Below are 24,808 nucleotides of genomic sequence, written 5' to 3'. Positions count from 1 at the left end.
GGACCGCCGCCCGGCGGCGATCCGACGACGATGGCGGAGTCTCGACGTTGCTTCGTTTTCGCGGTCGCGGCTCGCGCCGCTCCTACAGGGGGCCGCCGCAGGATTTGCGCACCACCAAAGTCGTCGGCAAGCGCCGGCTCAAGGCTTCCTCGCCGCGGATCAGCTGCATCAAGGTCTCGACCAGCAACTCGCCGGCCTGTTTGGTGTCCTGGAACACCGTCGTCAGCGGCGGATGGGCGAAGCGCGCCATCGGCAGGTCGTCGAAGCCGATCACCGAGACGTCCTCGGGCACGCGCAACCCGCGCTCGGTCAACGCGCGCATCGCGCCGATCGCGATCAGGTCGCTGGCGGCGAACACCGCGTCGAACGGCCGCGCGCGCGCCAGCAGTTCCAGCGCGGCGGCGTGGCCGGCGTCTTCGGAACTTTCCGCATCGACCTGCAGGCCGCGGTCCAGCGCCAGCCCGGCTTCGTTCAAGGCCTGTTCGCAGCCGAGGTAGCGGTCGAGGAACTCGGGGTAGTGGCTCGACGCGTCGCCGAGGAAGGCCACCCGCGTGCGCCCCAGCGCGAGCAGGTGCGCGCCGGCCTGGCGCCCGCCGCCGAGGTTCTCGCAGCCGATCGACAGTCCCGGCTGGTCCGGCAGCACCGCGCCCCAGCGCACGAAGCGGGTGCCTTGTTCGACCAGCCGCTGCAGCTTGCCCTGGTAGGCCAGGTAATCGCCGTAGCCGAGCAGGATCAGGCCGTCGGCCTTCATGCTGTCCTCGTAGTCGGCGGCCCAGTCGTCGGACAGCTGCTGGAACGAGATCAGCAGGTCCTGGCCGTGGCGGGCGCAGGCGCGGGTGATCGAGCCGAGCATCGACAGGAAGAACGGATTGATGTGCGATTCGTCCGGGGTCGGGTCTTCGAACAGCAGCAAAGCCAGCGTGCCCGAGCGCTGCCGGCGCAGGCTGGAGGCGTGCCGGTCGACCTTGTAGTTGAGCTCGCGCACCACCGCCTCGACCCGCTTGCGCGTTTCGGCGTTGACCAGCGGACTGCCGCTGAGCACGCGCGACACCGTGGCCTGGGAGACGCCGGCGAGGTGGGCGATGTCGACCGAGGTGGCTTTGGTCTTTTTGCGCATGGGCCGCAGTGTAGCGGGGTTGGGCGCGGCGGCGCCCGGGCCGGAAGGCCCGGTGGCGCGACGGGGTTCGACGCACCGGGCCGCGCTCTCGCGCCCGCGTACGACCCGCTCCGACGTCGCCACCTGCCGTCATTCCCGCGCAGGCGGGAATCCAGAGCGCTGTACATACCTGCCGGCAAGTAGCCACTGAACTTGCATGAAAGGGCCGGCTGAAGTCTCTGGATTCCCGCCTGCGCGGGAATGACGGTTGGAGCCTTCGCGGGAATGACGGTTGGGGCCTTCGCGAGAATGAAAGCAGGCGGCTGGCGCTCAGTCCTGTTCCAGCCGCGGATCCATCCACCCGCGCAACGCATCGACCAACACATTGATCGCCACGATCAACGCCCCGATCACCAGCACCACGCCCAGCACCAGGGTGTAGTCGCGGTTCAACGCGCCCTGGACGAAATAGCGCCCCATGCCGGGAATGCCGAACACCTGCTCAACCACCGCCGAGCCGGTGACCACGTTGATCAGCGCCGGCGACAGCCACGCCGCGACCGGCAGCAGCGCCGGCTTGAGCGCGTGGGCGAACAACAGCCGCGTTTCCGACAGGCCGCGCGCGCGCGCCGCGCGCAGGTAGTCGGCCGACAAGGTGTCGAGCAGGCTGGCGCGGGTCAGCCGCGCGCAGTAGGCGATGTTGGGCAGCGCCAGCGCGATCACCGGCAGCACCACGTTGTCCCATTCGCCCCAGCCGCCGGCCGGCAGCCAGTGCAGGGTCACCGCGAACAGCAGCACCAACAGCGGCGCGACCACGAACTTGGGCACGGCCAGGCCGAGGCCGGCGAGGAACATCAGCGCGCGGTCGCTCCAGCCGCCGGCGCGCAGCGCGGCCCACACGCCCAGGGTTACGCCGCACAGCAAGGCCAGCAGCAGCGCCAGCCCGCCGTTGAGCGCCGACACCGGCAGCGCGTTGGCGATCAATTGGTTGACGGTGTAGTCGGGGTACTGGAACGAGGGGCCGAGATCGCCGCGCAACGCGTCGCCGAGCCAGCCCAGGTATTGCATCGGCAGCGATTGGTCGAGCCGGTACTGCGCTTCCAGCACCGCCTGCACTTCCGGCGGCGCGGCCTTCTCGGTGTCGAACGGACCGCCCGGCGCGGCGCGCAGCAGGGCGAAGCACAGCGTACCGAGCAGCCAGAGGGTGATCGCCGCTTCCAGCAGGCGTCCGCCCAGGCGCAGCAGTCGCGGCGCGACCCGCATCAGACCTGCACGCCGAACAGATGCCCGACCGCGCTCGCCGCGGCCATCGCCAGCGCGCCCCAGAACGTCACCCGCACCGCGCCGCGCGCCAGCGGCGCGCCGCCGGCCCAGGCGGCGAGCGCGCCGGATATCGACAGCGCGACCAGGGTCGTCGCCACCGCGACCGGCTGCACGTGTTCGTGCGGCGCCAGCAGCACCGCGGCGATCGGCAGCGCGGCGCCGCTGACGAAGGCGCCGGCCGAGGCCGCCGCGGCCTGCACCGGCCGCGCGCGCAAGGTGTCGGTGATGCCGAGTTCGTCGCGCGCGTGGCTGGCCAGCGCGTCGTGCTCGGTCAGCTGGCGCGCGACTTCGTGCGCCAGCTCCGGGGTCAGTCCGCGCTGCACGTAGATCTGCGCCAGCTCCTGCAGTTCGGCCTGCGGGTTCTCGGCCAGTTCGCGCTTTTCCACCGCGATGTCGGCGCGTTCGGTGTCGGCCTGCGAGCGCACCGACACGTATTCGCCGGCGGCCATCGACATCGCGCCGGCGACGGTGCCGGCGATGCCCGAGGTCAGGATCGCGCCGGCATCGGCGCCGCTGGCCGCGACCCCGACCACTAACCCTGCGACCGAGACGATGCCGTCGTTGGCGCCGAGCACGGCCGCGCGCAGCCAGCCCACGCGTTCGGAGCGGTGCGCTTCGGGATGGCGGCTGCGCGCATGCGGGCGCACGGCGGCGGGACGCGGCGTTGCGGGACGGGGCGAGGTCATGGCGTCAGGCTCAGCCAGCGGCTGGCGTGGCGGTCCAGCGCATTGGGCTCGAACCCGCGCACGCGCCGCGCCACCAGATGCTTGGAGGTGTAGAAGTACAGGGGAATCGCCGCGTTGTCGTTGAGCAGGCGCTGCTCGGCCGCGCGCAGCCAGGCGTTGCGCGCGTCCTGCGTGGCCGCGGCGTCGGCGCGGGCCAGGCGCTGGCGATAGCCTGCGTCGTCGTAGCCCATCCAGTTCAACGGCCCGTCGTTGGCGAACGCGGCGAGGAAATTGCGCGCGTCGGGCAGGTCGCCGATCCAGCCGCCGCGGAAGGCCTGGGTGATCGCGCGCTGCTTGCGGTTCTGCACGAACACCTTCCATTCCTCGTTGCGCAGGCGCACCTGCACGCCGAGGGTCTGCTTCCACATCGCCGCGACCGCGAGCGCGAGCCGGCGGTGCGGGGTCGAGGTGTTGTAGCGCAGCTCCAGCACCAACGGGTTGTCGAGCGAGTAACCCGCATGCCGATACAAGGCGCGCGCATGCTGCTCGCGCTGCGCCTGCGTCCACGCCGCCCACGGCATCGCCGCCGGCGTGTAGCCGGCGATGCCCGGCGGCACGATGCCGTAGGCCGGCGTTTCGCCGAGGCCGGTGACGTAGCGGGTGAGCTTGTCGCGGTCGATCGCCAGCGTCAGCGCGCGCCGCAGCGCCAGCGCTTGCTCATGGCAGCGCGGCGCGGCGCAGGCCGGGCGGAACGGCGGCTGGGTCGTGTTCAAGCCGAACCAGAACGCGCCCAGGTACGGCGACAACCGCAACTGGTCGCCGAAGCGCCGGCGCAGCGAGGCCAGCGGCTGCGGCGGCACGACTTCGGTGATGTCCAGGTCGCCGGCGGCGAAGCGCTGCAATTCGGCGGCGGCGTCTTCGGTGACGTGGAAGCGCACGCGTTCCAGCGAAACGTGCGCGGCGTCGTGGAAGCGCGGATTCTTCTCGACCACCAGATTCGCCTGCGGCGTCCAGCTCGCGAGCCGATACGCGCCGTTCGACACCAGCCGCCCCGGCTGGGTGTGCTGGGCGCCGTAGCGATGCACCGCCGGCAGGTACACCGGAAACGCGATCGGCAACGTCAGCAGCGCCGGCAATGAAGCGCTGCGGGTCAAGCGGAACTCGACCGTGCGCGGGTCCGGCGCGCTGACGCCGAGGCGCTCGGGCGGCAGTTCGCCGGCCTGCACCGCGCGCGCGCCGTCGAGCGCGTCGAACAGTTCGCCGAACGGCGCCGCGGTGGCCGGCGCGAAGGCGCGGCGGAAACTCGCCACCACCTGCGCCGCGTCGAGCGCTTCGCCGTTGCTCCAGCGCAGGTTCGGGCGCAGGGCGAAGCGCCAGGTGCGGCCGTCGGCGGACACGCTCCAGCGCTCGGCCAGACCCGGCACCAGCCGGCCGTGCGCGTCTTCGGTCACCAGCCCTTCGTACAGGTCGCGCAAGACGTTGCCGCAGGCCACTTCCTGGCAGCGGTGCGCGTCCAGCGTGCTCGGCTCGGGGCCGTTGCCGCGTTCCAGCTGGGCCGCCGCGCTTTGCGTCGCCGACGGCGCCGGTGCAGGCTGGGCAGGCACGACCGGCGCCGCCAGCGCCAGTAGCAGGGCCGAACCATAGCGTTGCAGGGCGGACGTTGTTCGGCGCAAGACGGGCTCTACACTGCCTGGGTCTTGCGATTGTAGGCGAGCCGCCGCATATCCAGACTCGGTATTGATGCAAGGTAGGACCGTGGCGCCGCGCCGGTTCCCCGCTCGGGGAGGCCGGCCGCGGGCGCTGGCCGCGCTGGACGCGGCCGGCGCGGCCCGGTCCCGACGACGACGAAGTTTTGCGAAGCGAGGTGGATGTGTCCGGTCCCAGCCAGGTGAACGATCTCGAGATTCCCGATGTAAAGGGCGGCGGCCGCGCCGTGCTGATCGACTACCTGGCCTCGGGCGCGCGCCCGCAGTCGGACTGGAAGATCGGTACCGAACACGAAAAGTTCGGTTTCCGCACCGACGACCTGCGCCCGCCGACCTTCGACGGCGAGCGCGGCATCGAAGCCTTGCTCAAGGGCCTGACCCAGTTCGGCTGGGCGCCGGTCGAGGAGAACGGGCGCACCATCGCGCTGACCCGCGACCAGGCCTCGGTCTCGCTGGAGCCGGCCGGCCAGCTGGAACTGTCCGGCGCGCCGTTGGCGACGCTGCACGACACCTGCGTGGAAGCGGCGACCCACCTGCGCGAAGTGCGCACCGTCGCCGAGCCGATGGGCCTGGGCTTCCTCGGCATGGGCTTCCAGCCCAAGTGGCGGCGCGAGGACATGCCGTGGATGCCGAAGGGCCGCTACAAGATCATGCGCGAGTACATGCCCAAGGTCGGCCATCTCGGCCTGGACATGATGACCCGCACCAGCACCGTGCAGGTCAACCTGGACGTGCTCGACGAAGCCGACATGGTCAAGAAGTTCCGCGTCTCGCTGGCCTTGCAGCCGGTCGCGACCGCGCTGTTCGCCGATTCGCCGTTCCTGGAAGGCCAGCCGAACGGCTACATGTCGTACCGCTCGCACATCTGGACCGACACCGATCCCAACCGCACCGGCCTGCTCGACTTCGTGTTCGAGGACGGCTTCGGCTACGAGCGCTACGTCGACTATCTGCTCGACGTGCCGATGTACTTCGTCTACCGCGACGGCCGCTACATCGACGCCAGCGGCCAGTCGTTCCGCGATTACATGGACGCCAAACTGCCGGCGTATCCGGACCAGCGCCCGACCTTGAAGGACTGGGCCGACCACAGCACCACCGCGTTCCCGGAAGTGCGCTTGAAGAAGTATCTGGAAATGCGCGGCGCCGACTCGGGCCCGTGGAACCGGATCTGCGCGTTGTCGGCGTTCTGGGTCGGCCTGCTGTACGACGGCGAAGCGCTCGACGCGGCCTGGGACCTGGTGCTGGACTTCACTCCCGAAGAACGCCACGCCCTGCGCGACGGCGTGCCGCGCCACGGCTTGCAGCTGCCGTTCCGCGACCACAAGGTGCTGGAGCTGGCGCGGCGCGCGCTGGAGATTTCCGCGCACGGCCTCAAGCGCCGCGCGCGCCTGAACCACAACGGCGCCGACGAATCGATCTACCTGGAGCCGCTGATGGAATTCGTGGCGATGGGCAAGAGCCCGGCGGAGCGCAAGCTCGAGCTGTTCCACGGCGAATGGGGCGGCGATATCGATCGGGTGTTCAAGGAATTCGCGTACTGAGCCTGCGCGGTCGCAGCTCGCGCAGCTCCTACATGGCCTGCCTGTAGGAGCTGCGCGAGCTGCGACCGCGAAAATCCAACCACGAAGCGATCGCCCGAGGCCGTCGCAACGATCACCCCGCCGCCCGCGCCCCGCTGCGCAACGCCGCCACCGCTCCGGCGACGATCAACGCCGCACCGAACAACGCCGAAGGCGCGGCCACGCGCCCGAACACCCACCAGTCCAGCAACGCGCTGACCGGCACCGCCACATACATCAGCGGCGCCAGCGTCGACGCGTTGTCCATGCCGCGGTACGCCAGATCGCGCAGCGACTGGTTGCCGAGGCTGCACGCGGCCATGCCGAGCAAGGCCAGCGCCAACACCCACACCGGTTCGAACCCGGCCTCGCCGGCCAGCACCGCGCCCCACGGCGTGTGCGCGGTGCCGAGCGCGGCCAGCGGCAGGCTCAGCAACGAGGCCTGGGTGTAGAGCTTGAACTGGTTGCGCAGCGGCGGCTGCCGCTGCGCGCTGCGATAGAACAGCACCTGCGACACCGCCATCGCCAGCCCGCCGGTCAGCGCGATCAGCGCCAGCGGATCGAGGCCGCGCGCGCCGGGCCGCAACACCGCGAGCACGCCGAGAAAGCCCAGCGCCAGCCCGGCCAGGGTCGCCGGCCGCAGCCGTTCGCCGAGCCACAGCCACGCCACCAGCGGAATGAACAAGGGGCCGGTGTTGTACAGCAGCACCGCCTGCAACAGGTCGCCCTGGGTCGCGGCGAACACGAAACAGGTCTGCGCGACCACCGCGCACAGCGCGCGCACCCAGCCGGGGCGGTCGGCCAGCGACCACGCCGCGCGCCAGTCCGGGCCGCGCACGAATGCGGTCAGGATCAGCGCGGGCAGGAGGAAGCGGCCCCAGGTCACCAGCTCCGGCGCCAGCCCGCGGGTGTAGCGGCTGAGCAGGGCGAGCAGGGCCAGCGAGGTCGAGGCGGCGGCCATCAGGCCGGCGCGGCGCAGCAGCGGACGGGCGGGGATGGAAGCCGTGGCGGGCAGGGGGACGGTGGACATGTGGTAAATCTATCCGCCGGATTCATATTGAAAAATCTCGTTTATCGAGAAAGGTGGTAAGTAAAAATGACCACTCGGGCTGAGTCGGACCCTCCCGGCGGCGAGCCGTCGGCCCGCCGCCTGCCGCCGCTGCGCGCGCTGCAGGCCTTCGCCGCCGTGGTCCGCCACGACGGCATGCGCCGCGCGGCCGAGCGCCTGCACCTCAGCCACGCCGCGCTGAGCCAGCACGTCCAGCACCTGGAAGAAGCCTTCGGCCTGCGCCTGCTCGACCGCAGCGGCGGCCGCGCGCGGCCGACCCCGCTCGGGCGCGAGTTCGGCGAAGCGTTGATCGACGGCTTCGAGCGCATCGAGGCGGCGACCGCGCGCCTGCGCTTGCGCGGCGACGAGAGCCGGCGCCTGCTGCTCGGCGCGCCGACCAGCCTCAGCGTCAGCGTGCTGTTGCCGCGGATCGAGGAGTTCTCGGCGCGCGCCGGCTTCGACTTGCAGCTGATCTGTCCCGCCGGCGCGGCCGATCTGGCCCAGGCGCGCGTGCACGCGCTGCTGATGCACCGCGATCCGCACGAACAAGGCCTGCGCGGCGAACTGCTGTTCGAACAGGCGCTGCGACCGGTGGCCTCGCCCGGCCTGTGCGCGCGCCTGGACCCGCAGCGCTGGTGGCTCGATCCGGTGCCCGGCGCGCGCCTGCTGCATGTGGTCAGCGACGGTTGGCGCGAAGACTGGCCGGCCTGGTTCGGCGCCGACACCGCGGCCTGGCCGCTGCCGCAGCTGAGCCTGTCCTCGCCGATGCCGGCGATCAGCGCGGCGCTGGCGGGGCAGGGCATCGCCTTGCTGTATCCGCGCCTGATCGCCGAGCGCCTGGCCAGCGGCGAACTGGTGCCGCTGCCGTTGCCGCAGGCGGCGCCGTTGAAGCGCTTGTACCTGGCGTGGCTGCCCGAGGCCGAAGGCGCAGCGCGCTTGCAGTGGGTGCGCGATTGGGTGGTGGCGTCGTTGAGCGGCGAAGAAACCGCCTAGCGATCGCGGCTGGAACAAAAGCGTCGGGGCTGAAGCCCTGACCACAAAAAGCCTGCGGCTGAAGCTCCCTCTCGATGGCGGCAATGGCGGAAAGAGCATCAGTCCGGCGCTTTCGTCCCGGTCCGCGTCGCGCTATGACCTTTTCGTCATCGGCAGTGGTTTCAACTGCAACCAAACCCGCGCACGCTGCTTGCTGCAATGCACAAGCCACTGCGCTAGCCTTGGTCGGATGAACGTCATGACCGATACCAGCGACGAATCGCTTCGCGCAATGGAACGAGCCGCAGACTTCGCCTCCACCGACGCCTTGCTGCGCGAGGACGTCAAAACCCTCGGCGCGCTGGTCGGCGACATCCTCGCCGAGCAGCGCGGCGACGATTTTCTCGACGCGGTCGAGCGCCTGCGCCGCGCCGCGATCCGCCGCCGCGAGGCCGGCGAGCCGGTCGATGCGCTGGCCGCGGCGCTGGCCGATATCGATCTGGAGCAGGCCGCCGATCTGGTGCGCGCCTTCGCCACCTATTTCCAGGCGGTCAATCTGGCCGAGCGCGTGCACCGCATCCGCCGCCGCCGCGACTACGAACGCAGCGGCGCCGACGCCCAGCCCGGCGGCCTGCGCGACGCGCTCGGCACCCTGGCGCGCCAGGGCGTCAGCGCCGAGGAAGTCGCGGCCTTGCTGCCGCGGCTGCGGATCGAGCCGGTGTTCACCGCGCATCCGACCGAGGCGGTGCGGCGCGCGCTGCTGGAGAAGGAACGCACCATCGTCGAATGCCTGGTCGCCGACATCGACCGCGGCCGCACCCCGCCCGAGCGCCGCGCCGACCGCGAACGCATCCGCCTGGCCCTGACCGCGAGCTGGCAGACCGCCGAAGCGCCGGCGGCCAAGCCCAGCGTCGCCGACGAATTCGAGCACGTCGGTTTCTATCTCTCCGACGTGCTGTACCGGGTGCTGCCGGTCTATTACGAAGTGTTCGAAGACGCGCTGCGCGAAACCTACGGCGACGCGCCGGCGCTGCCCGACGTGCTCGGCTTCGGCACCTGGGTCGGCGGCGACATGGACGGCAATCCCAACGTCGGCGCCGACACCATCGCCGCCACCCTGGCCGGCCAGCGCGCGCTGGTGCTGGCCGCGTACCGGCGCGACCTGAGCGCGCTGGCCGAACTGCTGAGCCAGTCGGTGCATCGCGTGCGCGTCGACGACGCGGTGCTGGCCCAGGTCGAGGATTATCGCTACCTGCTGCCGAAGGCCGCCGCGCTGCTGAAGCCGCGCCACGCCGACATGCCGTACCGCAACCTGCTGAACCTGATGTCGGCGCGCCTGCAGGCGACGCTCGACGAAAGCGTGCACGGCTATCCCGACGCCGCGGCGTTCCTGGCCGACATCGTCCTGATCGAACGCAGCCTCGCCGCGCACCAGGGCGCCCACGCCGGCGGTTTCGCGGTGCGGCGCCTGCGCCGGCGCGCGGAATGTTTCGGCTTCCATCTGGCCGGGCTCGACCTGCGCCAGGATTCGGCCACCCACGACGCCGCATTGGCGGCCTTGTTCGACCAGCCCGAGTGGGCCGAACTCGACGTCGCCGCGCGCGCGCAGCGCCTGCATCGCCTGCTCGACGGCGACGCGCCGCCGGCGCGCGCCGCGGCCGCCGCGGCGCAGCCGACGCTGGAAGTGTTCCGCGCGGTCGCGCGATTGCGCCCGCGCTATGGCGCGCGCGCGTTCGGCCCGTACATCGTCAGCATGAGCCGCAGCGCCGCCGACGCGCTGGCGGTGCTGGCGCTGGCGCGCACCGCCGGCTGCGCCGACGACCAGGGCCGGGTGCCGCTGGACGTGGCGCCGCTGTTCGAAACCGTCGACGACCTCGACGCCGCCGCCGACACGCTGCGCGCGTTGTTCGCCGACCCGGTCTACCGCGGCCACCTGCGCGCGCGCGGCGACCGTCAGGTGGTGATGCTCGGCTATTCCGACAGCGCCAAGGACGGCGGCATGGTCGCCTCGCGCTGGGCCCTGCAGCAGACCCAGATCGCGCTGACCGCGCTGGCCGCCGACAGCGGCGTGCGCATCGCCTTCTTCCACGGCCGCGGCGGCTCGATCAGCCGCGGCGGCGGCAAGACCGAGCGCGCGGTGATCGCCGCGCCGCGCGGTTCGGTCGACGGCTACCTGCGCCTGACCGAGCAGGGCGAAGTGATCCACCGCAAGTACGGCATCCGCGCATTGGCGCTGCGCAACCTGGAGCAGACCAGCGGCGCGGTGCTGCGCGCGACCCTGCGCCCGCGCGCGCCGGAGCCGCGCGAGGCCGGCTGGCGCCGCATCGCCGGCGAACTGACCGACGCCGCGCGCGCGCACTATCGCGCGCTGGTGCATGACGACTCGCAGTTCCCGCTGTATTTCCGCGCCGCCACGCCGATCGACGTGATCGAGCGCCTGCGCATCGGCTCGCGCCCGGCCAAGCGCGCCGGCACCGGCGACATTTCTTCCTTGCGCGCGATTCCGTGGGTGTTCGCGTGGTCGCAGAACCGCGCCGGCCTGACCGCGTGGTACGGCGTCGGCACCGGCCTTGCGCGCGCGCTCGACGCGCACGGGCGCGAGGCGCTGGCGGAGATGGCGCGCGACTGGCCGTTCTTCGGCACCTTGATCGACGATCTGGAAATGGTCCTGGCCAAGTCGGATCCGGCGATCTTCGAACGCTATTCGCTGCTGGCGTCGGAACTGCCGGAAGGCGACCTGCACGCGCGCTTCCATCCCGGCATCGCCGCCGAGTTCGAACGCACCCGCGACGCGGTGCTGGCGATCAAGGGCAGCGACGAGCTGCTGCGCGGCGATCACCGCTTGCGCCAGTCGATCCGGCTGCGCAATCCCTATGTCGATCCGATCAGCCTGTTGCAGGTCGACCTGCTGGCGCGCTGGCGCGCGGCGGGGCGGCCGGACGATGCGCTGTTGCAGGCGTTGGTGGCGACGGTCAACGGGATTGCGGCGGGGGTGCAGAACACCGGTTGAGCGGGGCAAGTCATGGATAGCCGAGGAACTCTTATCCGCTGCTGATGTATGACTCCACCGGCGAGGCTCCAGCTCATCATGGCCCGCGCACTGATTTGATCAGGTTTGTCAGGTGTTCCATGCCGTCGAACGTGGAAGGAATTCCGCTTTCATCCGGTGCCAAGCCGCTGAAAACGATCGCCTCGAACTTCGCAAGCAATTCCTTATCATCGCCGCGGATCTTGATCGCATATTCCGCGTACTTTTCTATGAACTGGCAAAGCGTCATCCTCAGGTCGATCTGAAGTAGTTGGGCTTTGATGGATTTGAATTGACTTAACGTAATTCTGAAAAAATAAACGAGCAGCAGTTCGAGTGTGATTAGAGCGGGCGCAGAATAGATCATATTCATCTGGGTAAGCGGTGGCGAGTGTGCCGCCAGCATGGTCCAAGACCATGCCCCGATCGGAGTAGCAATCATGACCGCACCGATGAAAGTCAAAAAGACGAATGCGCGGAAGCTCTCTTTTTCCTTCGCTTCGCGGAGATTCTGGAAGCCCTTATTCAGACCTACGAAGTTGTAGCTGGCTGTCAAATTTTCGACTCTCTGCGACAGGTCATATGCGCGCTTCAGGTCTTCATCGATTTTCTTGTTCCAGCTCTCGTTTTCCTGGTTGAGCCTTTTGAGGGTTTCCGGCAAAGCGAGCAAATCGATGAGTTCGCGATTCCTCACTAGCTGCTTGGAGATGAATGCCGGCATCAGGTTGGTTGCATAAACCAATCTTTGACGATCTGATCCAGAAAAGTCATCCAGGTGCGTGTGAACGTAATCGCTGTATTTGTCGATATTGAAATGGATCCTGGATGAAGGCCTGAGCTCCGCCTCACACAAAAATTGATAGGCGTAGCTGAATATGTTGCGCAGATCGCGTTCGCGCTCTTCGTCGGTCTCCAGGCCTATGGTTCTCAGGAACTCGTCGATCGCATTGAAGAACTGCTGCCCGCTGCGCTCCGCGCTGGAGGGGGCGAGTTCGTCGAAAATGTCCGCGTACTGGTCGATGATGGATACAGCGTCGCGAAGCAGTTGCGGCAGCCGTTTCTGCTCCATTTTTCTGACGTCGATCTGCTCGAGCGTTTGGATCAATCCTTTCAGCAAGGAAGTGTTGTTCTCTTCCGAGAAAATCGCTGCGACATCCGCTTCCATGTGGCCCCCGTGTCTGATGCATGTATGACTGCAAATGCTATTGCAGGCAGTGAATACCGGTCAGGCCCGTTTTTCAACGCCCATCGGTGAGTTGCGCACTATGTGTGCCGTCATTGGGCACGATGATCTCTCTTGTCCGAACAGGCTCTGCGACGTCCTGCATGTTTTGGGGCATGGAAAGCTTGGCGCTTGGGGCCGCGCTTGCGTAGACGAGCTTCGCAGCGGTTGTATACTGGGAGGCAGTATCAGAAGATCTTGAAGATCCCATGCCGCATTCCCCCGCCGAAAAAAAGCGCGTCCTCACCCGCGTGCGCCGCATCAAGGGCCAGACCGAGGCCTTGGAGCGCGCGCTCGAAGCCGGCAGCGACTGCGCGGCGGTGTTGCAGCAGATCGCCGCGATCCGCGGCGCGGTCAACGGGCTGATGTCGGAAGTGCTGGAGAGCCACATCCGCGAGGAGCTCGGTCAGGCCGTGGCCGATCGCGGCCGCGAGTCCAGCATCGACGAAATCGCCACGCTGGTGCGCTCGTACCTGAAATAACCCCGATGTCCGCGGCGCGCGCCGCGGTCGTTTCCACCGAACGATTCCCACTCCCCGCCACCAGGAGACCACCGCCCATGAGCCGGGTCATCAAAAGCCGCGCCGCCGTCGCCTTCGCCGCCGGCGAACCGTTGAAGATCGTCGAGATCGACGTGCAGCCGCCGCAAGCCGGCGAAGTGCTGGTGCGCATCCACGCCACCGGCGTCTGCCACACCGATGCGTTCACCCTGAGCGGCGACGACCCCGAAGGCCTGTTCCCGGCCGTGCTCGGCCACGAAGGCGGCGGCGTGGTGGTCGAAGTCGGCGAAGGCGTGACCGGCCTCAAGCCCGGCGATCACGTCATCCCGCTGTACACGGCCGAATGCCGCAAGTGCAAGTTCTGCCTGTCGGGCAAGACCAACCTGTGCCAGGCCGTGCGCGCGACCCAGGGCAAGGGGCTGATGCCCGACGGCACCACGCGCTTCAGCTATGAAGGCCAGCCGATCCATCACTACATGGGTTGCAGCACCTTCAGCGAGTACACCGTCGTGCCGGAAATCTCGCTCGCCGTGGTCAATGCGCAAGCGCCGCTGGAGAAGGTCTGCCTGCTCGGTTGCGGCGTCACCACCGGCATCGGCGCGGTGCACAACACCGCCAAGGTGCAGCCGGGCGATACGGTCGCGGTGTTCGGCCTCGGCGGCATCGGTTTGGCGGTGATCCAGGGCGCGGTGCAGGCCAAGGCCGGGCGCATCATCGGCGTCGACACCAACGCGTCGAAGTTCGAGCTGGCCAAGTCGATGGGCGCGACCGATTGCGTCAATCCGAAGGATCACGACCGGCCGATCCAGGACGTGCTGGTCGAGATGACCGACGGCGGCGTGGATTTCAGCTTCGAATGCATCGGCAACGTCGAGGTGATGCGTTCGGCGCTGGAGTGCTGCCACAAGGGCTGGGGCGAGTCGGTCATCATCGGCGTCGCCGGCGCCGGCCAGGAGATCAAGACGCGGCCGTTCCAGCTGGTGACCGGCCGGGTGTGGCGCGGGACCGCGTTCGGCGGGGTCAAGGGACGTACGCAGTTGCCGGGCATGGTCGAGCAGGCGATGAAGGGCGAGATCGATCTGGATCCGTTCATCACCCACACGCTGCCGCTGGAGCGGATCAACGAGGCCTTCGATTTGATGCATGAGGGCAAGTCGATTCGTACGGTGATCCACTTCTGATCGGGGTGGCCCTCACCTCAACCCCTCTCCCGCAAGCGGGAGAGGGGCTTCAAGCAGCAGCGTCGTTTGCTGTTCCTTCTTCCGCTAGCGGGAGAAGGTGCCCGAAGGGCGGATGAGGGCCGCACCATCAAGCACGAGACGCCCATGGAAAAAATCGAATCCCACGGCTGCTTCGGCGGCCGCCAGCAAGTCTGGAGCCATACCGCTACCACCCTGGGCTGCGCGATGCGCTTCGGCGTCTATCTGCCGCCGCAGGCCGAGAGCGCCGACTGCCCGGTGCTGTACTGGCTGTCCGGGCTGACCTGCACCGAGCAGAACTTCATCACCAAGTCCGGCGCGCAACGGTATGCGGCCGAGCATGGCGTGATCCTGGTCGCGCCCGACACCAGCCCGCGCGGCGAGGGCATTCCCGATGCCGAAGGCTACGACCTCGGCATCGGCGCGGGTTTCTACCTCAATGCCACCCGGCCTAAGTGGGCCGGGCATTACCGCATGTACGACTACGTGGTCGACGAACTGCCGGCGTTGGTCGACGCGCATTTCCCGACCACCAGCGCGCGCGCGATCAGCGGGCATTCGATGGGCGGGCATGGGGCGTTGACCATCGCGCTGAAGAATCCGGGGCGCTATCGCAGCGTGTCGGCGTTCTCGCCGATCGCCGCGCCGTCGCAGTCGCCGTGGGGCGAGAAGGCGTTTTCGGCGTATCTGGGCGAGGATCGCGAGTCGTGGCAGGCGTGGGATGCGACTGCGTTGGTGCCTGGGGCGCAGGAACGGTTGCCGCTGTTGATCGATCAGGGCGGGGACGACGAGTTCCTGGCGACGCAGCTCAAGCCGGAGCTGTTGCGCGCGGCGTGCGAGGCGGCGGGGCATCCGTTGCAGCTGCGGGTGCGGCCGGGGTACGACCACAGCTATTACTTCATTTCGAGTTTTATCGGCGAGCACATCGCGCATCACGCCAAGGCGTTGCGCGGGTAGGGCGGCCCTCACCCCAACCCCTCTCCCGCAAGCGGGAGAGGGGCTAAAAGCAGCGGCGCCGATTGCTGTCCCTTCTCCCGCTTGCGGGAGAAAGTGCCCCGAAGGGGCGGATGAGGGCAGCAAGCATGCACAGCATCTGGCTACCCCGCTCCCCGGCCCGAACGCATAGCGTTCGGGCGTTCGGCACTGCGCGAGCCAGTGGCTCGCAAGCGCAGCGCCTCACCCCGCGCGGGAGAAGGTGCCCCGAAGGGGCGGATGAGGGCGGCGCTTAAGACTTCTTGGCTACCGGCGGCGGCATCGCCTTCGCGCTGACCTTGTTGCCGTCGGCCAGCAACGCATTCGGCGCCAGCACCACCGTGTCGCCCGGCGCGATCCCGGTCAGCACTTCGATCTCGTTGCCGAGGTTGCGGCCGACGGTCACGTCGCGGTACGCCAGGGTCGATCCTTGCGTCACCGTCGCCACCTGCGTGCCCGCGGCGCGCTGCACCACGGTCGACACTGGCAGCACCACCGCCGCGGCCGCGCGCGGCAGGTGCAGGCGCGCGCTGCCGACCATGCCGGCGGGAATGCGGCTGTCGGGATTCGGCAGGCGCAGTTCGGTGCGCATCACGCCGGCGTCGCGCGACAGGGCGCGCGCGCTGCGCGCGACCTCGGCCTGGAACACCTGGCCCGGCAGCTCGGGGAAGCTGACTTCGGCCTGCAGGCCGTTGCTGATCTGCAGCGACACGTTCTGCGGCACGTCGACGACGACGCGCAGCGGATCCAGCACGGCGACTTCGAACATCGGCGTGGTCGCGGTCGCCGAATCGCCGACCACGCGGTCGCCGCGCTCGATGTTGCGCGCCACCACCACGCCGGCGAACGGCGCGCGCACCTGGGTGAACGACTGCCGTTCCAGCGCCGAGGTCAGCCGCGCCTGCGCGGCGTTGCGCGCGGCGACGGCGACATCAAAGTTGCCCTTGCGGTCGCTGAAGTATTCCTTCGACACCGCGCCCGAACCGATCAGCTGCTGCGCGCGCTGGTAGTTGACCTTGGCCAGTTCTTCGTCGGCGGTGGTCTGGGCGACGACCGCGCGCGCTTCGCGCACGGCCTGGTCGATCTCCGGCGCGGAGATCGTCGCCAGCACCTGGCCGGCGCCGACCTTGTCGCCGAGTTCGGCGCGGCGCTCGCTGACGAAGCCGGTGGCGCGCGCGTACAGCGCCGCCGATTCGCCGGCCTGGGCGCGCGCCGGCAGGCTCAGGTCGTAGGCCGGGTCGGCGGCCTTGGCCTGCACCGTCAGCACTTCCGGCGTGGCCGGCGCTTGCGCGGTTTCGGCTTCGCTGCGGCCGCAGCCGGCGACGGCGGCGAGCACGAGGCCGGCGACCGCGGCGCTCAGCGCGGCGCGCAGCAGGGGAGCGGTGGGACGGGTCGTGCGGTTCATGCGTTGGCTCCAGCGGGGGCGCCGTCGCCGGTGGCGGCGGCAGTGGGGGTCGTAGCGTTGGCGTCGTCTTCGCCGCCGGCCGGCTTGCGGCGGCGGCCGACCACGGCGAGGATCGACGGCACCAGGATCAGCGTGGCCGGCGTGCCGAACAACAGGCCGCCGATCACCGCGCGGCCGAGCGGCGCGTTCTGCTCGCCGCCGTCGCCGAGGCCGATCGCCATCGGAATGATGCCGAGCACCATCGCGCTGGCGGTCATCAGCACCGGGCGCAAACGCACCGCCGCGGATTCGTACGCGGCCAGTTCCGGATCGTGGCCGTCGGCGATCAGGCCGCGGGCGAAGCTGGTGACCAGCACCGAGTTCGCGGTCGACACGCCGATCACCATCATCACGCCCATCAGCGCCGGCACGCTCAGCGGCGTGCCGGTGACGAACAGGCCGATGGCGGCGCCGGCGATCGCGATCGGCAGGCCGGACATGGCCACCGCGGGCTGGATCCACGACTGGAAGTTCACCACGAGCACGAGGAACACCAGGATCGCCGACATCACCAGGCCCGCGGCGAGTTCGCCGTACGCGTTCTGCATCTCGCCGGCCTGGCCGACGATTTCGATGCGGTTGCCGGGCTTGAGCTGGCCGTTCAATTCCTTGGTGATCGCGCTGAGCTTGTCGTAGACCGAACCCAGGTCGGTGCCTTCGACGTTCGCGATGACGCTGATGGTCGGCGCCAGAGTGGTGCGGGCGATGCTCGCCGGCACCTTGCGCGGCACCACGGTGGCGATGTTGCGCAGCAGGACCGCTTCGCCGTTGGCGCCGATGCGCAGCGGCGAGTTCATCAGCTGGTCGATGTCCTGCAGCTGGGTCAGCGGCGCCTGCACCTGCACGGTGTAGGCGATGGCGTTGACGGTGTCGGTCCAGTACACCGGCGACACCGTGCCGGCCGAGCCGAGCACCGCCAGCACCGCGCGCGCGGCCTGCTGCGGATCCAGGCCGAGCTGGGCGGCGCGGGTGCGGTCGATCTTGACTTGATACTCGGGCAGGTCGAGCACCTGGCGCAGCGAGATGTCGACCGCGCCGGGCACCTGATGCAGGCGCTTCTCGATCTCGCGCGCCAGCGCCATGTTGCCGGGCACGTCGCGGCCGATCAGGCGCACTTCGAACGCGGCCGCGGCCGAGCCGGCGAGGGTGCGGCTGGTCGCGTCCGGCGGACGCTCGAACAGCTTCACGTCCGGGAAGCGTTCGGCGATGCGCTTGCGGATCTTGACCAGATAGTCGTGGCTGTTGGCGTGCGGCGAGCGCAGCTGCAGCATGATCTCGGCTTCGAACGAACCGACCACGGTGCTGTCGACCAGCGACAGGTTGATCGCGTCGGGCACGCCGATCTGCTCGTACACGGTCTGCAGTTCGTTGGCCGGGATGATCGCGCGGATCTCGCGCTGGATCTCGCTGAGCCTGGCCGCGGTTTCCTCGAGCCGGGTGCCGGTCGGCAGGCGCACCTGCAGGCGCAGCTGGCCGGCGTCGACCTGCGGGAAGTACTCGCGGCCCAGCGACGCCGCGGCCAGCGCGCCGACGCCGAACACCAGCAGCGCGATCACGGTCAGCACCGCGCCGTGGTGGCCGAGCCGGACCAGCAGCGCGTGGTGCTTGTCGCGCAGCGAATCCAGCGCGTGTTCGACCTTGTGGTTGACCGCCAGCAGCAGCTTTTCCGGCGCCCAGCGCGGATTGGCGCGGCTTTGGATGTCGGCCGGCAGCAGCAGGTAGCACAGCACCGGGATCAGCGTGCGCGAGAGCAGGAACGAGGCCAGCATCGCGAAGATCACCGCCAGCGCCAGCGGGGTGAACACCCACGCCGACAGGCCGGTCATCAGCAGGATCGGGGTCAGCACGATGCAGATCGAAATGGTCGAGACCATTTCCGGGAACACCACTTCCTTGGCGCTGTCGAGGATCGCGGTGCGCACGTCCTTGCCGAGCGCGATGTTGCGGTTGGTGTTCTCGACGTCGACCACCGCGTTGTCGACCAGGATGCCGATCGCCAGCGCCAGGCCGCCGAGGGTCATCACGTTGAAGGTGTAGCCCAGCACGTGCAGCATCGCCACCGAGGCCAGCAGCGCCAGCGGAATCGCCGACAGCACGATCGCGCTGGAGCGCCACGAGCCGATGAACACCAGCACCACCAGCGCCACCAGCAGGCCGACCAGCACCGCTTCGTGCTGGATCGAGCCGATCGCGTTGTCGACGAACACCGACTGGTCGAAGATCGCGTGGATGCGCGTGCCCGGCGGCGCCGAGGCTTCGATCTCGGGCAGGCGCTCGCGCACCGCGCGCACGATCTCGACCGCGGACGCGCCGCCGAGCTTGATCAGCGCCACCGACACCGCGCTGGAGCCGTCCATGCGCGCCACGTTGGTCTGCAGCGCGCCGCCGTCGCGGACCGAGGCGATGTCGCGCACGTAGATCACGGTGCCGCCGCGCGAGGCCACCGGAATGTCGAGGAACTCGCTCGCGGTGGCCGGGCTGGTGTCGATCGAGATCTGCATCTCGCGCGCGCCTTCGCGGATCGAGCCCGACGGCAGGGTCGGGCTGCCGCGCTCCAGCGCCGCGGTCACATCCGCAGGGGTCAGACCGTAGGTCTGCAGCCGCGCCGGATCCAGGTCGACCATGATCTGCCGCGGCGCGCCGCCGTACGGCAGGGTCATGCGGATGCCGGGGATGGTCTGGATCTGCGAGCGCAGTTGCAGGCGCGCGTAGTCGTAGAGCTGGGCTTCGGTCAGCGAATCCGACGACAGCACCAGCTGCAGCACCGGCGTGGACGAGACGTTGTTGCGCACCACCAGCGGCGGCGAGGTGCCCGGCGGCATGCGCCGCAGGATCGTCTGCGAGACCGAGGTGATCTGCACCAGCGCGCGGTCGAGGCTGACCGTGGGCTGGAAGTCGATGCGCACGATGCTGGCGCCGTTGAGCGTCTCCGAGCGCACTTCCTTGAGGTCGTCGACGGTGTTGAGGATCGCCGCCTCGGAGAACGAGGTCATCTTCGCGGCGACGTCCGCGGCCGGCAGGCCGCTATAGGTCCACACCAGGTTGACCGAGGGAATGCCGACTTCCGGCAGGATGTCGGTCGGCATCTTGCGCGCCGACAGCACGCCGAACAGCAGGATCAGGATCGCCAGGACGCCGATGGTGTATCGGCGGCTGAGCGCGTATTGGACTATCCACATCGTGTGAGGTTCCGACGGCTGGATCGGTGGTGCGGAGTGTCCACGCCGCGCGGCCGTCGAGCAGCCGGGCCGGGTGGAATGATTCGTATGCGTGCCGCAACGCTGCGGCGGATGCACGACGGACGTAGGCGGCCGTCGCACTGTAGGCGCCGCGCGCATACGCGAGGCTGTCGCTGCGCTGACAAATTCGTCAGCCGTGCATGGCGGCGGACGATGGCCGGTTCAGCGCGGGCTGGCTCAGGGCGAGCGGTTGGCTATGGGTTCCCGGGGCTGGCGTGCTCTCGCTGGCAGGGCGGATCGGCGGCGCGGGCGCCGGCTCGCCGGCGGCCCCTGGCCGGCGCGATTTTGGCCGGGGTGATCCTGACCGGCGCGCCGGCCGCGGCCGCGCGCGTCCCGCGGGACGGCGCTGCCGGGCCGCCGCCCACCGGTCCGCGCCGGCAGGGCCGGCGGCGGGGGCCGCTGGGGGTTAGGATTAAATTAGGCTCGAAAACGCCACCGCGTTAGTACATTACTGCCGCATCGTTGCCCGATCCTGCAATTCGGCCGAAGCGGCACAGTCTCAGGCCAGATTCGTACCGATAATCCCAGCCGTCCGCCCGTCCCCGGGAAGCCATGAGCGCCAATACTTCCGCCGACACCATCGCCCAGCGCGGGCACTGCGCGGCGCAGGCCGAGCTGGTCGACCGGATTGCCCGATTGACGGTCGCCGGCGACGGCGTCCACGGCACCCGGGTGCGCCAGCTGCATCTGATCCGGATGGGCGGGCCGACCGAGTGCTCGCCGTCGGTATACGAGCCGCGCCTGTGCGTGGTCGCGCAGGGCCGCAAGGTGGTGACGCTGTCCGACCGCGTCTACCACTACGACCCGCTGAACTACCTGGTGGTGTCGGTGACCTTGCCGATGATCGGCCAGGTCATCGAGGCCACGCCCGACAAACCCTACCTGTGCCTGCGCATCGACATCGATCCGGCCGAGATCGCGCGCCTGATCGTCGATGCCGGGCAGGCGCCGCCGAACGAACACAGCGGCGTCGACCTCGGCCTGTACGCGGCGCGGATCAACACCACGCTGATGGACGCGGTGCTGCGGCTGATGCGCCTGCTCGACACGCCGCAGGATCTGCCGGTGCTCGCGCCGATGGCGCTGCGCGAAATCTTCTACCGCGTGCTGATGGGCGACCTCGGCCACCGCCTGCGCACGCTGGCGCTCAACGACAGCCGTTCCAGCCGCATCGCCAAGGCGGTGACGATGCTGCGCCAGCGCTATCTGCTGCCGCTGTGCATCGACGACCTCGCCGACGAACTGCACATGAGCACTTCGTCGCTGCACCACCAGTTCAAGGCGGTGACCACGATGTCGCCGCTGCAATTCCAGAAGCACCTGCGCCTGCACGAGGCGCGCCGGCTGATGATGATCGACGGCATGGAAGCGGTGACCGCCGCGCACCGGGTCGGCTACGAGAGCCCGTCGCAGTTCTCGCGCGAGTACAAGCGCCTGTTCGGCGCGCCGCCGCGCGCGGAAGTGATCCTGGCCCGAGGCGCGCCGCAGGGCTGAGCCGGGCCGCCGCGGCGCGACCGTTGCCGATGAAACGGTCGGGCCCGTCGACGTCGCCGGTTCGCAGACGTGTTCGGATCTCTGAACGAAATCGCTGCGTCGCTGCGCGCCTGTGCCGAATCCAGTCGCAACGCAGCCCCGCCGCATCTCCCTATCCCTTGTTTCATGCCGATTCGTTCTTTAGGAACTGCGCCGCCTGCGTAGGGTGATCGCGCAATCGATGCGTTTGTGTTTGTGAGCGCAGCAAAAGTACGTACTTACTGCACTCGAACCCACCGACTATTTTTTTCGCACCCCGATCGCGAGGCCGGGCGTGGCGAAGCGGGCGACTGCGCGCGTTCGGTTGGCGCACACAGCCCGTCCATCCGCTGACAGGAATCGGTTAATGAACAAGCTTGCTTCGAAGAAATTCGCCGTGCTCGGCCTGACCGCCGCTTGCGCCACGGCGTTGCTGTGGGCCGCGCAGGATGGCGCGACCGCACAGACGGCCGCGCGCGGCACCGCCGCGCCGACGCTCGGCGGCGCGCCGGCCTCGGGCCCGCTCGCAGGCGCGGCCGCGCCGTCGGCCTCGGCGCCGTCGAGCAGCGGCGCGCCGGTGCGCGCGGTCGCCGCGACCGCGCCGGTGCCGTTGAACCCGGCCCAGGCCAAGCTCGGCGCCGGCCAGCTGTTGCAGGCGCTGCAAGCCTTCGCCGCCGATCCGGCCGCGCAGCGCGCCGCCGGCCGCAGCGCGACCGGCAGCGCCGCCTACAGCGCCGCGACCGCGTCGGCGCAGATCGCCGCGCTCGACAGCGCCGGCATCCCCTCGCGCTATCGCGACGGCGAGCGGGTCAAGGTCAACGTCAATCTGGCCGTGGGCCAGGACATCGTCGCCAACGCCAGCCTGCTCGACCGCGCCGCCACCTCGCTGCGCGAAACCCTGCGCGGCGCCGGCCTGCAAGTGGAAAAGATCAACGGCTCGCCGAGCCTGGAAGCGTTCGTGCCGCTGGCGCGGCTGGAATGGGTCGCGGGCCTGCGCGAAGTGGCGCAGGTGTCGCTGCTGGCGATGCCGCGCACCGCGGCGTTCAGCGACGGCGCCACCGCCAGCAACCTCGATCAGCTGCGCTCGCTCGGCAACTACGCCGGGCTCGATGCCGGCCTGCGCCGCGATCTGAAAGGCGAAGGCCTGACCATCGCCGTGTTCGACCAGTTCGCCGACACCGCCGGCGAAGTCAAGGCGCTGCAGGACGCCGACGAGTGGCCGAAGAACACCGCCGCGGTCGCCGACAAGGTCAGCCTGTTCAAGCCGGCCGCCGGCGCGTTCGGCTACACCAAGCAGAAGCACGGCAACGCCGTGGTCGAGATCGTCTACGACATCGCGCCGGCGGCGAAATTCCGCATCTACGACGCCGGCCAGACCGCCGACTGGGTCAAGGGCATCCAGGACGCGGCCAACCTCAACGCGCTGAACCAGCCGCAGGGCGAGCCGCGCGCGCAGGTGCTGACCGCGTCGCAGGGCATGTCGCTGTACGCGCCGGGCGACGGCACCGGCACCGGCAGCAACCTCAAGGGCCTGTACGACGCGATCGAGGCGGCCGCGCGCAACGGCGTGCTGATCCTCAACGCCGCCGGCAACGAGGCGCAGAAGCACTGGGACGACGACAGCACCGCCGGCGCCGGCGCCAACGTGCTGCAGGACTTCGTGGTCGGCAACCGCGACGGCAACGGCGTGGCCATCGCCGACAACATCAACGCGCTGCGCATCGAAGGCTTCGGCGAATGCATCCCGGTCGGCGCGGTGTCGCAGGCCGACAAGGACCTGACCGAGATCGACGTGTGGCTGGGCTGGAACGACTGGACCGGCGGCGCCAACACCACCGACGCCGACTACCGGCTCGAGCTGGTGCGCTGGGCCGATGCGGTGACCCAGCGCCAATGGGACTGGAACACCTGGAGCTACAAGACCGTGGTGGTGCAGGCGGCCGGCTGGGTCGCGGTGGGCCAGTCCGACGACGCCCAGAACGGCGGCGCCAACCAGCAGCCGCTGGAGCGCGTCGCGGTCGTCCCGGCGGCGAACACCAAGACGACCGCGTGCGACGGCGTGTTCAACAACCGCTTCGCCGGCGGCGGCAAGTTCGGCGTGCGCATCGTGCGCAAGACCGCCGGCGCCAGCAACTTCCTGCGCCTGATGAGCGGCGGCCTGCACAGCTTCCAGTACGGCCAGAACGAACGCTCGCTGGTGCATCCGGCCGACTCGGCCAGCGTGATCACGGTGGCGGCGCTGGATGCGGCGACCTCGAACCTGGAGAGCTACAGCTCGCGCGGCCCGGTGCTCGCCGCCGGCGGCGCGCGCCCGGCCGGGCAGGCCGCGGGCAACGCCAAGCCCGACCTGGCCAACTTCGCCAACGTCGACACCGTGTCCTACGGCGACAACGAGTTCAACGGCACCTCCTCGGCGACGCCGCACGTGGCCGCGCTGGCGCTGCTGGGCTTGCAGCACCAGCGCCAGCTGACCAACGCCACCGTGCCGGCGCCGTTGCCGGCCGGCGCGACCCAGGCGCAAAAGGACGCGCGCGCCGCGTTGCTGAAGCAGCGCAACATCGACCTGTCCGATTCGACCTACGACTCGCTGGTGTACGTGGCCAGCACCGGCGGCAACGATCTGGGCGCGGCCGGTTTCGACAGCAGCTACGGCAACGGCCGCTTGAAGTTCCACGCCAACTCGGAAGCCTGCTTCCTGTCGGCGACCTACGACGGCAAGTACCGCGCCTTGCTGCCGGCGCAGGCCAGCCCGCTGCCGGCGGGGCAGAAGAGCTACGACCAGCTGCGCAGCGACAACAGCACGGCCTGCGCGGCGAAATAAGCCGCGCATCGGGTAGACGGCGCGCGCCGTGCGCATGCGGCGCGGGTCGTTCTTCGGGGCGCCGGACTTCGGTCCGGCGCCTTTTTGCGTGCGCCGGCGCTAGCCGCGGGCGGCGCCGCCGACGCGGCGCGACGGCGCGCGTTCGCGCATAACCGCGCTGCGATGCAACAGGCCTCACCCACGCTCACTGCGCTTGGCGCGCTGCGCGCGCGCGGGCCGCAGCGCCCCACAGGTTCATACGCAATCGCGTCCGCGCCGAGGACAAATGCGCCGGACGAAGTCGCGCTTGCGCGGTTCGCGCGGCTTTTGCTTGCGCTATCGCACTTTTGCCGCGTGCGCGCGGTTAGCGTGCGTCCCCGACGCGAAGCAGCCCGCGCATCGCCAGCCAGCCGACGTCGCCGCGCCCGCACGGGCGCGTGCGCGCGTGCCGGCGAACGCGCCCGGGCCGCCTCGCCGCGCAGCGGAAGCCTCCGCTGCGTCCATCGAGGAGCACAGGGGC

The 24,808-nt window shown here is 69.6% G+C and carries 16 protein-coding genes; 8 read left to right on the top strand and 8 right to left on the bottom strand.

What is annotated here, in order from left to right; all coding sequences use genetic code 11:
* Positions 1 to 82: 82 nt before the first annotated feature.
* The 4 genes from JHW38_RS14660 to JHW38_RS14645 form a co-directional block, all read right to left on the bottom strand.
* On the bottom strand, positions 83 to 1,117 hold the full coding sequence (locus tag JHW38_RS14660) for a LacI family DNA-binding transcriptional regulator (RefSeq protein ID WP_207522093.1): 1,035 nt from the start codon (positions 1,115 to 1,117) through the stop codon (positions 83 to 85).
* Positions 1,118 to 1,426: 309 nt separating this feature from the next.
* Complete coding sequence (locus tag JHW38_RS14655) at positions 1,427 to 2,359, bottom strand: ABC transporter permease subunit (protein WP_207522092.1); 933 nt, start codon at positions 2,357 to 2,359, stop codon at positions 1,427 to 1,429.
* Positions 2,359 to 3,105, bottom strand: coding sequence for a VIT1/CCC1 transporter family protein (locus JHW38_RS14650; RefSeq protein ID WP_207522091.1), 747 nt, complete (start codon positions 3,103 to 3,105; stop codon positions 2,359 to 2,361). Before JHW38_RS14650 ends, JHW38_RS14655 begins: the two co-directional genes overlap by 1 nt.
* A complete protein-coding gene (locus JHW38_RS14645; protein ID WP_207522090.1) occupies positions 3,102 to 4,688 on the bottom strand; it encodes a peptide ABC transporter substrate-binding protein in 1,587 nt (528 codons plus the stop codon). Before JHW38_RS14645 ends, JHW38_RS14650 begins: the two co-directional genes overlap by 4 nt.
* A gap of 266 nt (positions 4,689 to 4,954) precedes the next feature.
* Here JHW38_RS14645 and JHW38_RS14640 point away from each other — a divergent pair, with 266 nt between their 5' ends.
* A complete protein-coding gene (locus JHW38_RS14640) occupies positions 4,955 to 6,334 on the top strand; it encodes a glutamate--cysteine ligase (protein WP_428995247.1) in 1,380 nt (459 codons plus the stop codon).
* Between the two features lie 112 nt (positions 6,335 to 6,446).
* On the opposite strand, the gene JHW38_RS14635 is transcribed toward JHW38_RS14640, so the two are convergent.
* Positions 6,447 to 7,382, bottom strand: a complete 936-nt coding sequence (locus JHW38_RS14635; protein ID WP_207522089.1) for a DMT family transporter — start codon at positions 7,380 to 7,382, stop codon at positions 6,447 to 6,449.
* Between the two features lie 66 nt (positions 7,383 to 7,448).
* Here JHW38_RS14635 and JHW38_RS14630 point away from each other — a divergent pair, with 66 nt between their 5' ends.
* Both JHW38_RS14630 and ppc read left to right on the top strand, forming a co-directional pair.
* Positions 7,449 to 8,393 carry a LysR family transcriptional regulator gene (locus JHW38_RS14630; protein ID WP_207522088.1) on the top strand — a complete coding sequence of 315 codons (945 nt, stop codon included), beginning with the start codon at positions 7,449 to 7,451 and terminating at the stop codon, positions 8,391 to 8,393.
* A gap of 238 nt (positions 8,394 to 8,631) precedes the next feature.
* Positions 8,632 to 11,382 (top strand): phosphoenolpyruvate carboxylase, encoded by a 2,751-nt coding sequence (gene ppc, locus JHW38_RS14625; RefSeq protein ID WP_428995246.1) that lies wholly within the window; start codon positions 8,632 to 8,634, stop codon positions 11,380 to 11,382.
* A gap of 76 nt (positions 11,383 to 11,458) precedes the next feature.
* Here the strand turns inward: ppc and JHW38_RS14620 are convergent, their stop codons facing one another.
* The gene (locus tag JHW38_RS14620) at positions 11,459 to 12,565 is read right to left on the bottom strand and encodes a hypothetical protein (RefSeq protein ID WP_207522086.1); all 1,107 of its coding nucleotides are present in this window, start codon (positions 12,563 to 12,565) and stop codon (positions 11,459 to 11,461) included.
* Positions 12,566 to 12,831: 266 nt separating this feature from the next.
* Here JHW38_RS14620 and frmR point away from each other — a divergent pair, with 266 nt between their 5' ends.
* From frmR to fghA, 3 genes are all read left to right on the top strand, one after another.
* On the top strand, positions 12,832 to 13,104 hold the full coding sequence (gene frmR / locus JHW38_RS14615) for a formaldehyde-responsive transcriptional repressor FrmR (RefSeq protein ID WP_207522085.1): 273 nt from the start codon (positions 12,832 to 12,834) through the stop codon (positions 13,102 to 13,104).
* Positions 13,105 to 13,193: 89 nt separating this feature from the next.
* The gene (locus tag JHW38_RS14610; protein ID WP_207526374.1) at positions 13,194 to 14,303 is read left to right on the top strand and encodes an S-(hydroxymethyl)glutathione dehydrogenase/class III alcohol dehydrogenase; all 1,110 of its coding nucleotides are present in this window, start codon (positions 13,194 to 13,196) and stop codon (positions 14,301 to 14,303) included.
* A 144-nt stretch (positions 14,304 to 14,447) separates the two neighbouring features.
* Positions 14,448 to 15,278, top strand: coding sequence for an S-formylglutathione hydrolase (fghA, locus tag JHW38_RS14605; RefSeq protein ID WP_207522084.1), 831 nt, complete (start codon positions 14,448 to 14,450; stop codon positions 15,276 to 15,278).
* 268 nt (positions 15,279 to 15,546) lie between these two features.
* Here fghA and JHW38_RS14600 read toward each other — a convergent pair whose 3' ends face one another.
* On the bottom strand, positions 15,547 to 16,698 hold the full coding sequence (locus tag JHW38_RS14600) for an efflux RND transporter periplasmic adaptor subunit (RefSeq protein WP_207522083.1): 1,152 nt from the start codon (positions 16,696 to 16,698) through the stop codon (positions 15,547 to 15,549).
* Positions 16,695 to 19,916 (bottom strand): efflux RND transporter permease subunit, encoded by a 3,222-nt coding sequence (locus tag JHW38_RS14595; RefSeq protein ID WP_207522082.1) that lies wholly within the window; start codon positions 19,914 to 19,916, stop codon positions 16,695 to 16,697. Before JHW38_RS14595 ends, JHW38_RS14600 begins: the two co-directional genes overlap by 4 nt.
* Positions 19,917 to 20,528: 612 nt before the next feature.
* On the opposite strand from JHW38_RS14595, the gene JHW38_RS14590 reads away from it, so the two are divergent.
* Both JHW38_RS14590 and JHW38_RS14585 read left to right on the top strand, forming a co-directional pair.
* Positions 20,529 to 21,470, top strand: a complete 942-nt coding sequence (locus JHW38_RS14590) for an AraC family transcriptional regulator (RefSeq protein ID WP_207522081.1) — start codon at positions 20,529 to 20,531, stop codon at positions 21,468 to 21,470.
* A 385-nt stretch (positions 21,471 to 21,855) separates the two neighbouring features.
* Complete coding sequence (locus JHW38_RS14585) at positions 21,856 to 24,309, top strand: S8 family serine peptidase (protein WP_207522080.1); 2,454 nt, start codon at positions 21,856 to 21,858, stop codon at positions 24,307 to 24,309.
* Positions 24,310 to 24,808 lie beyond the last annotated feature (499 nt).

It is taken from the genome of Lysobacter enzymogenes, from assembly GCF_017355525.1.
GTDB classification, from domain to species: domain Bacteria; phylum Pseudomonadota; class Gammaproteobacteria; order Xanthomonadales; family Xanthomonadaceae; genus Lysobacter; species Lysobacter enzymogenes_C.
Note: the sequence above shows the minus strand (reverse complement) of the source record. Positions and strands in the feature narration are given on the sequence as shown.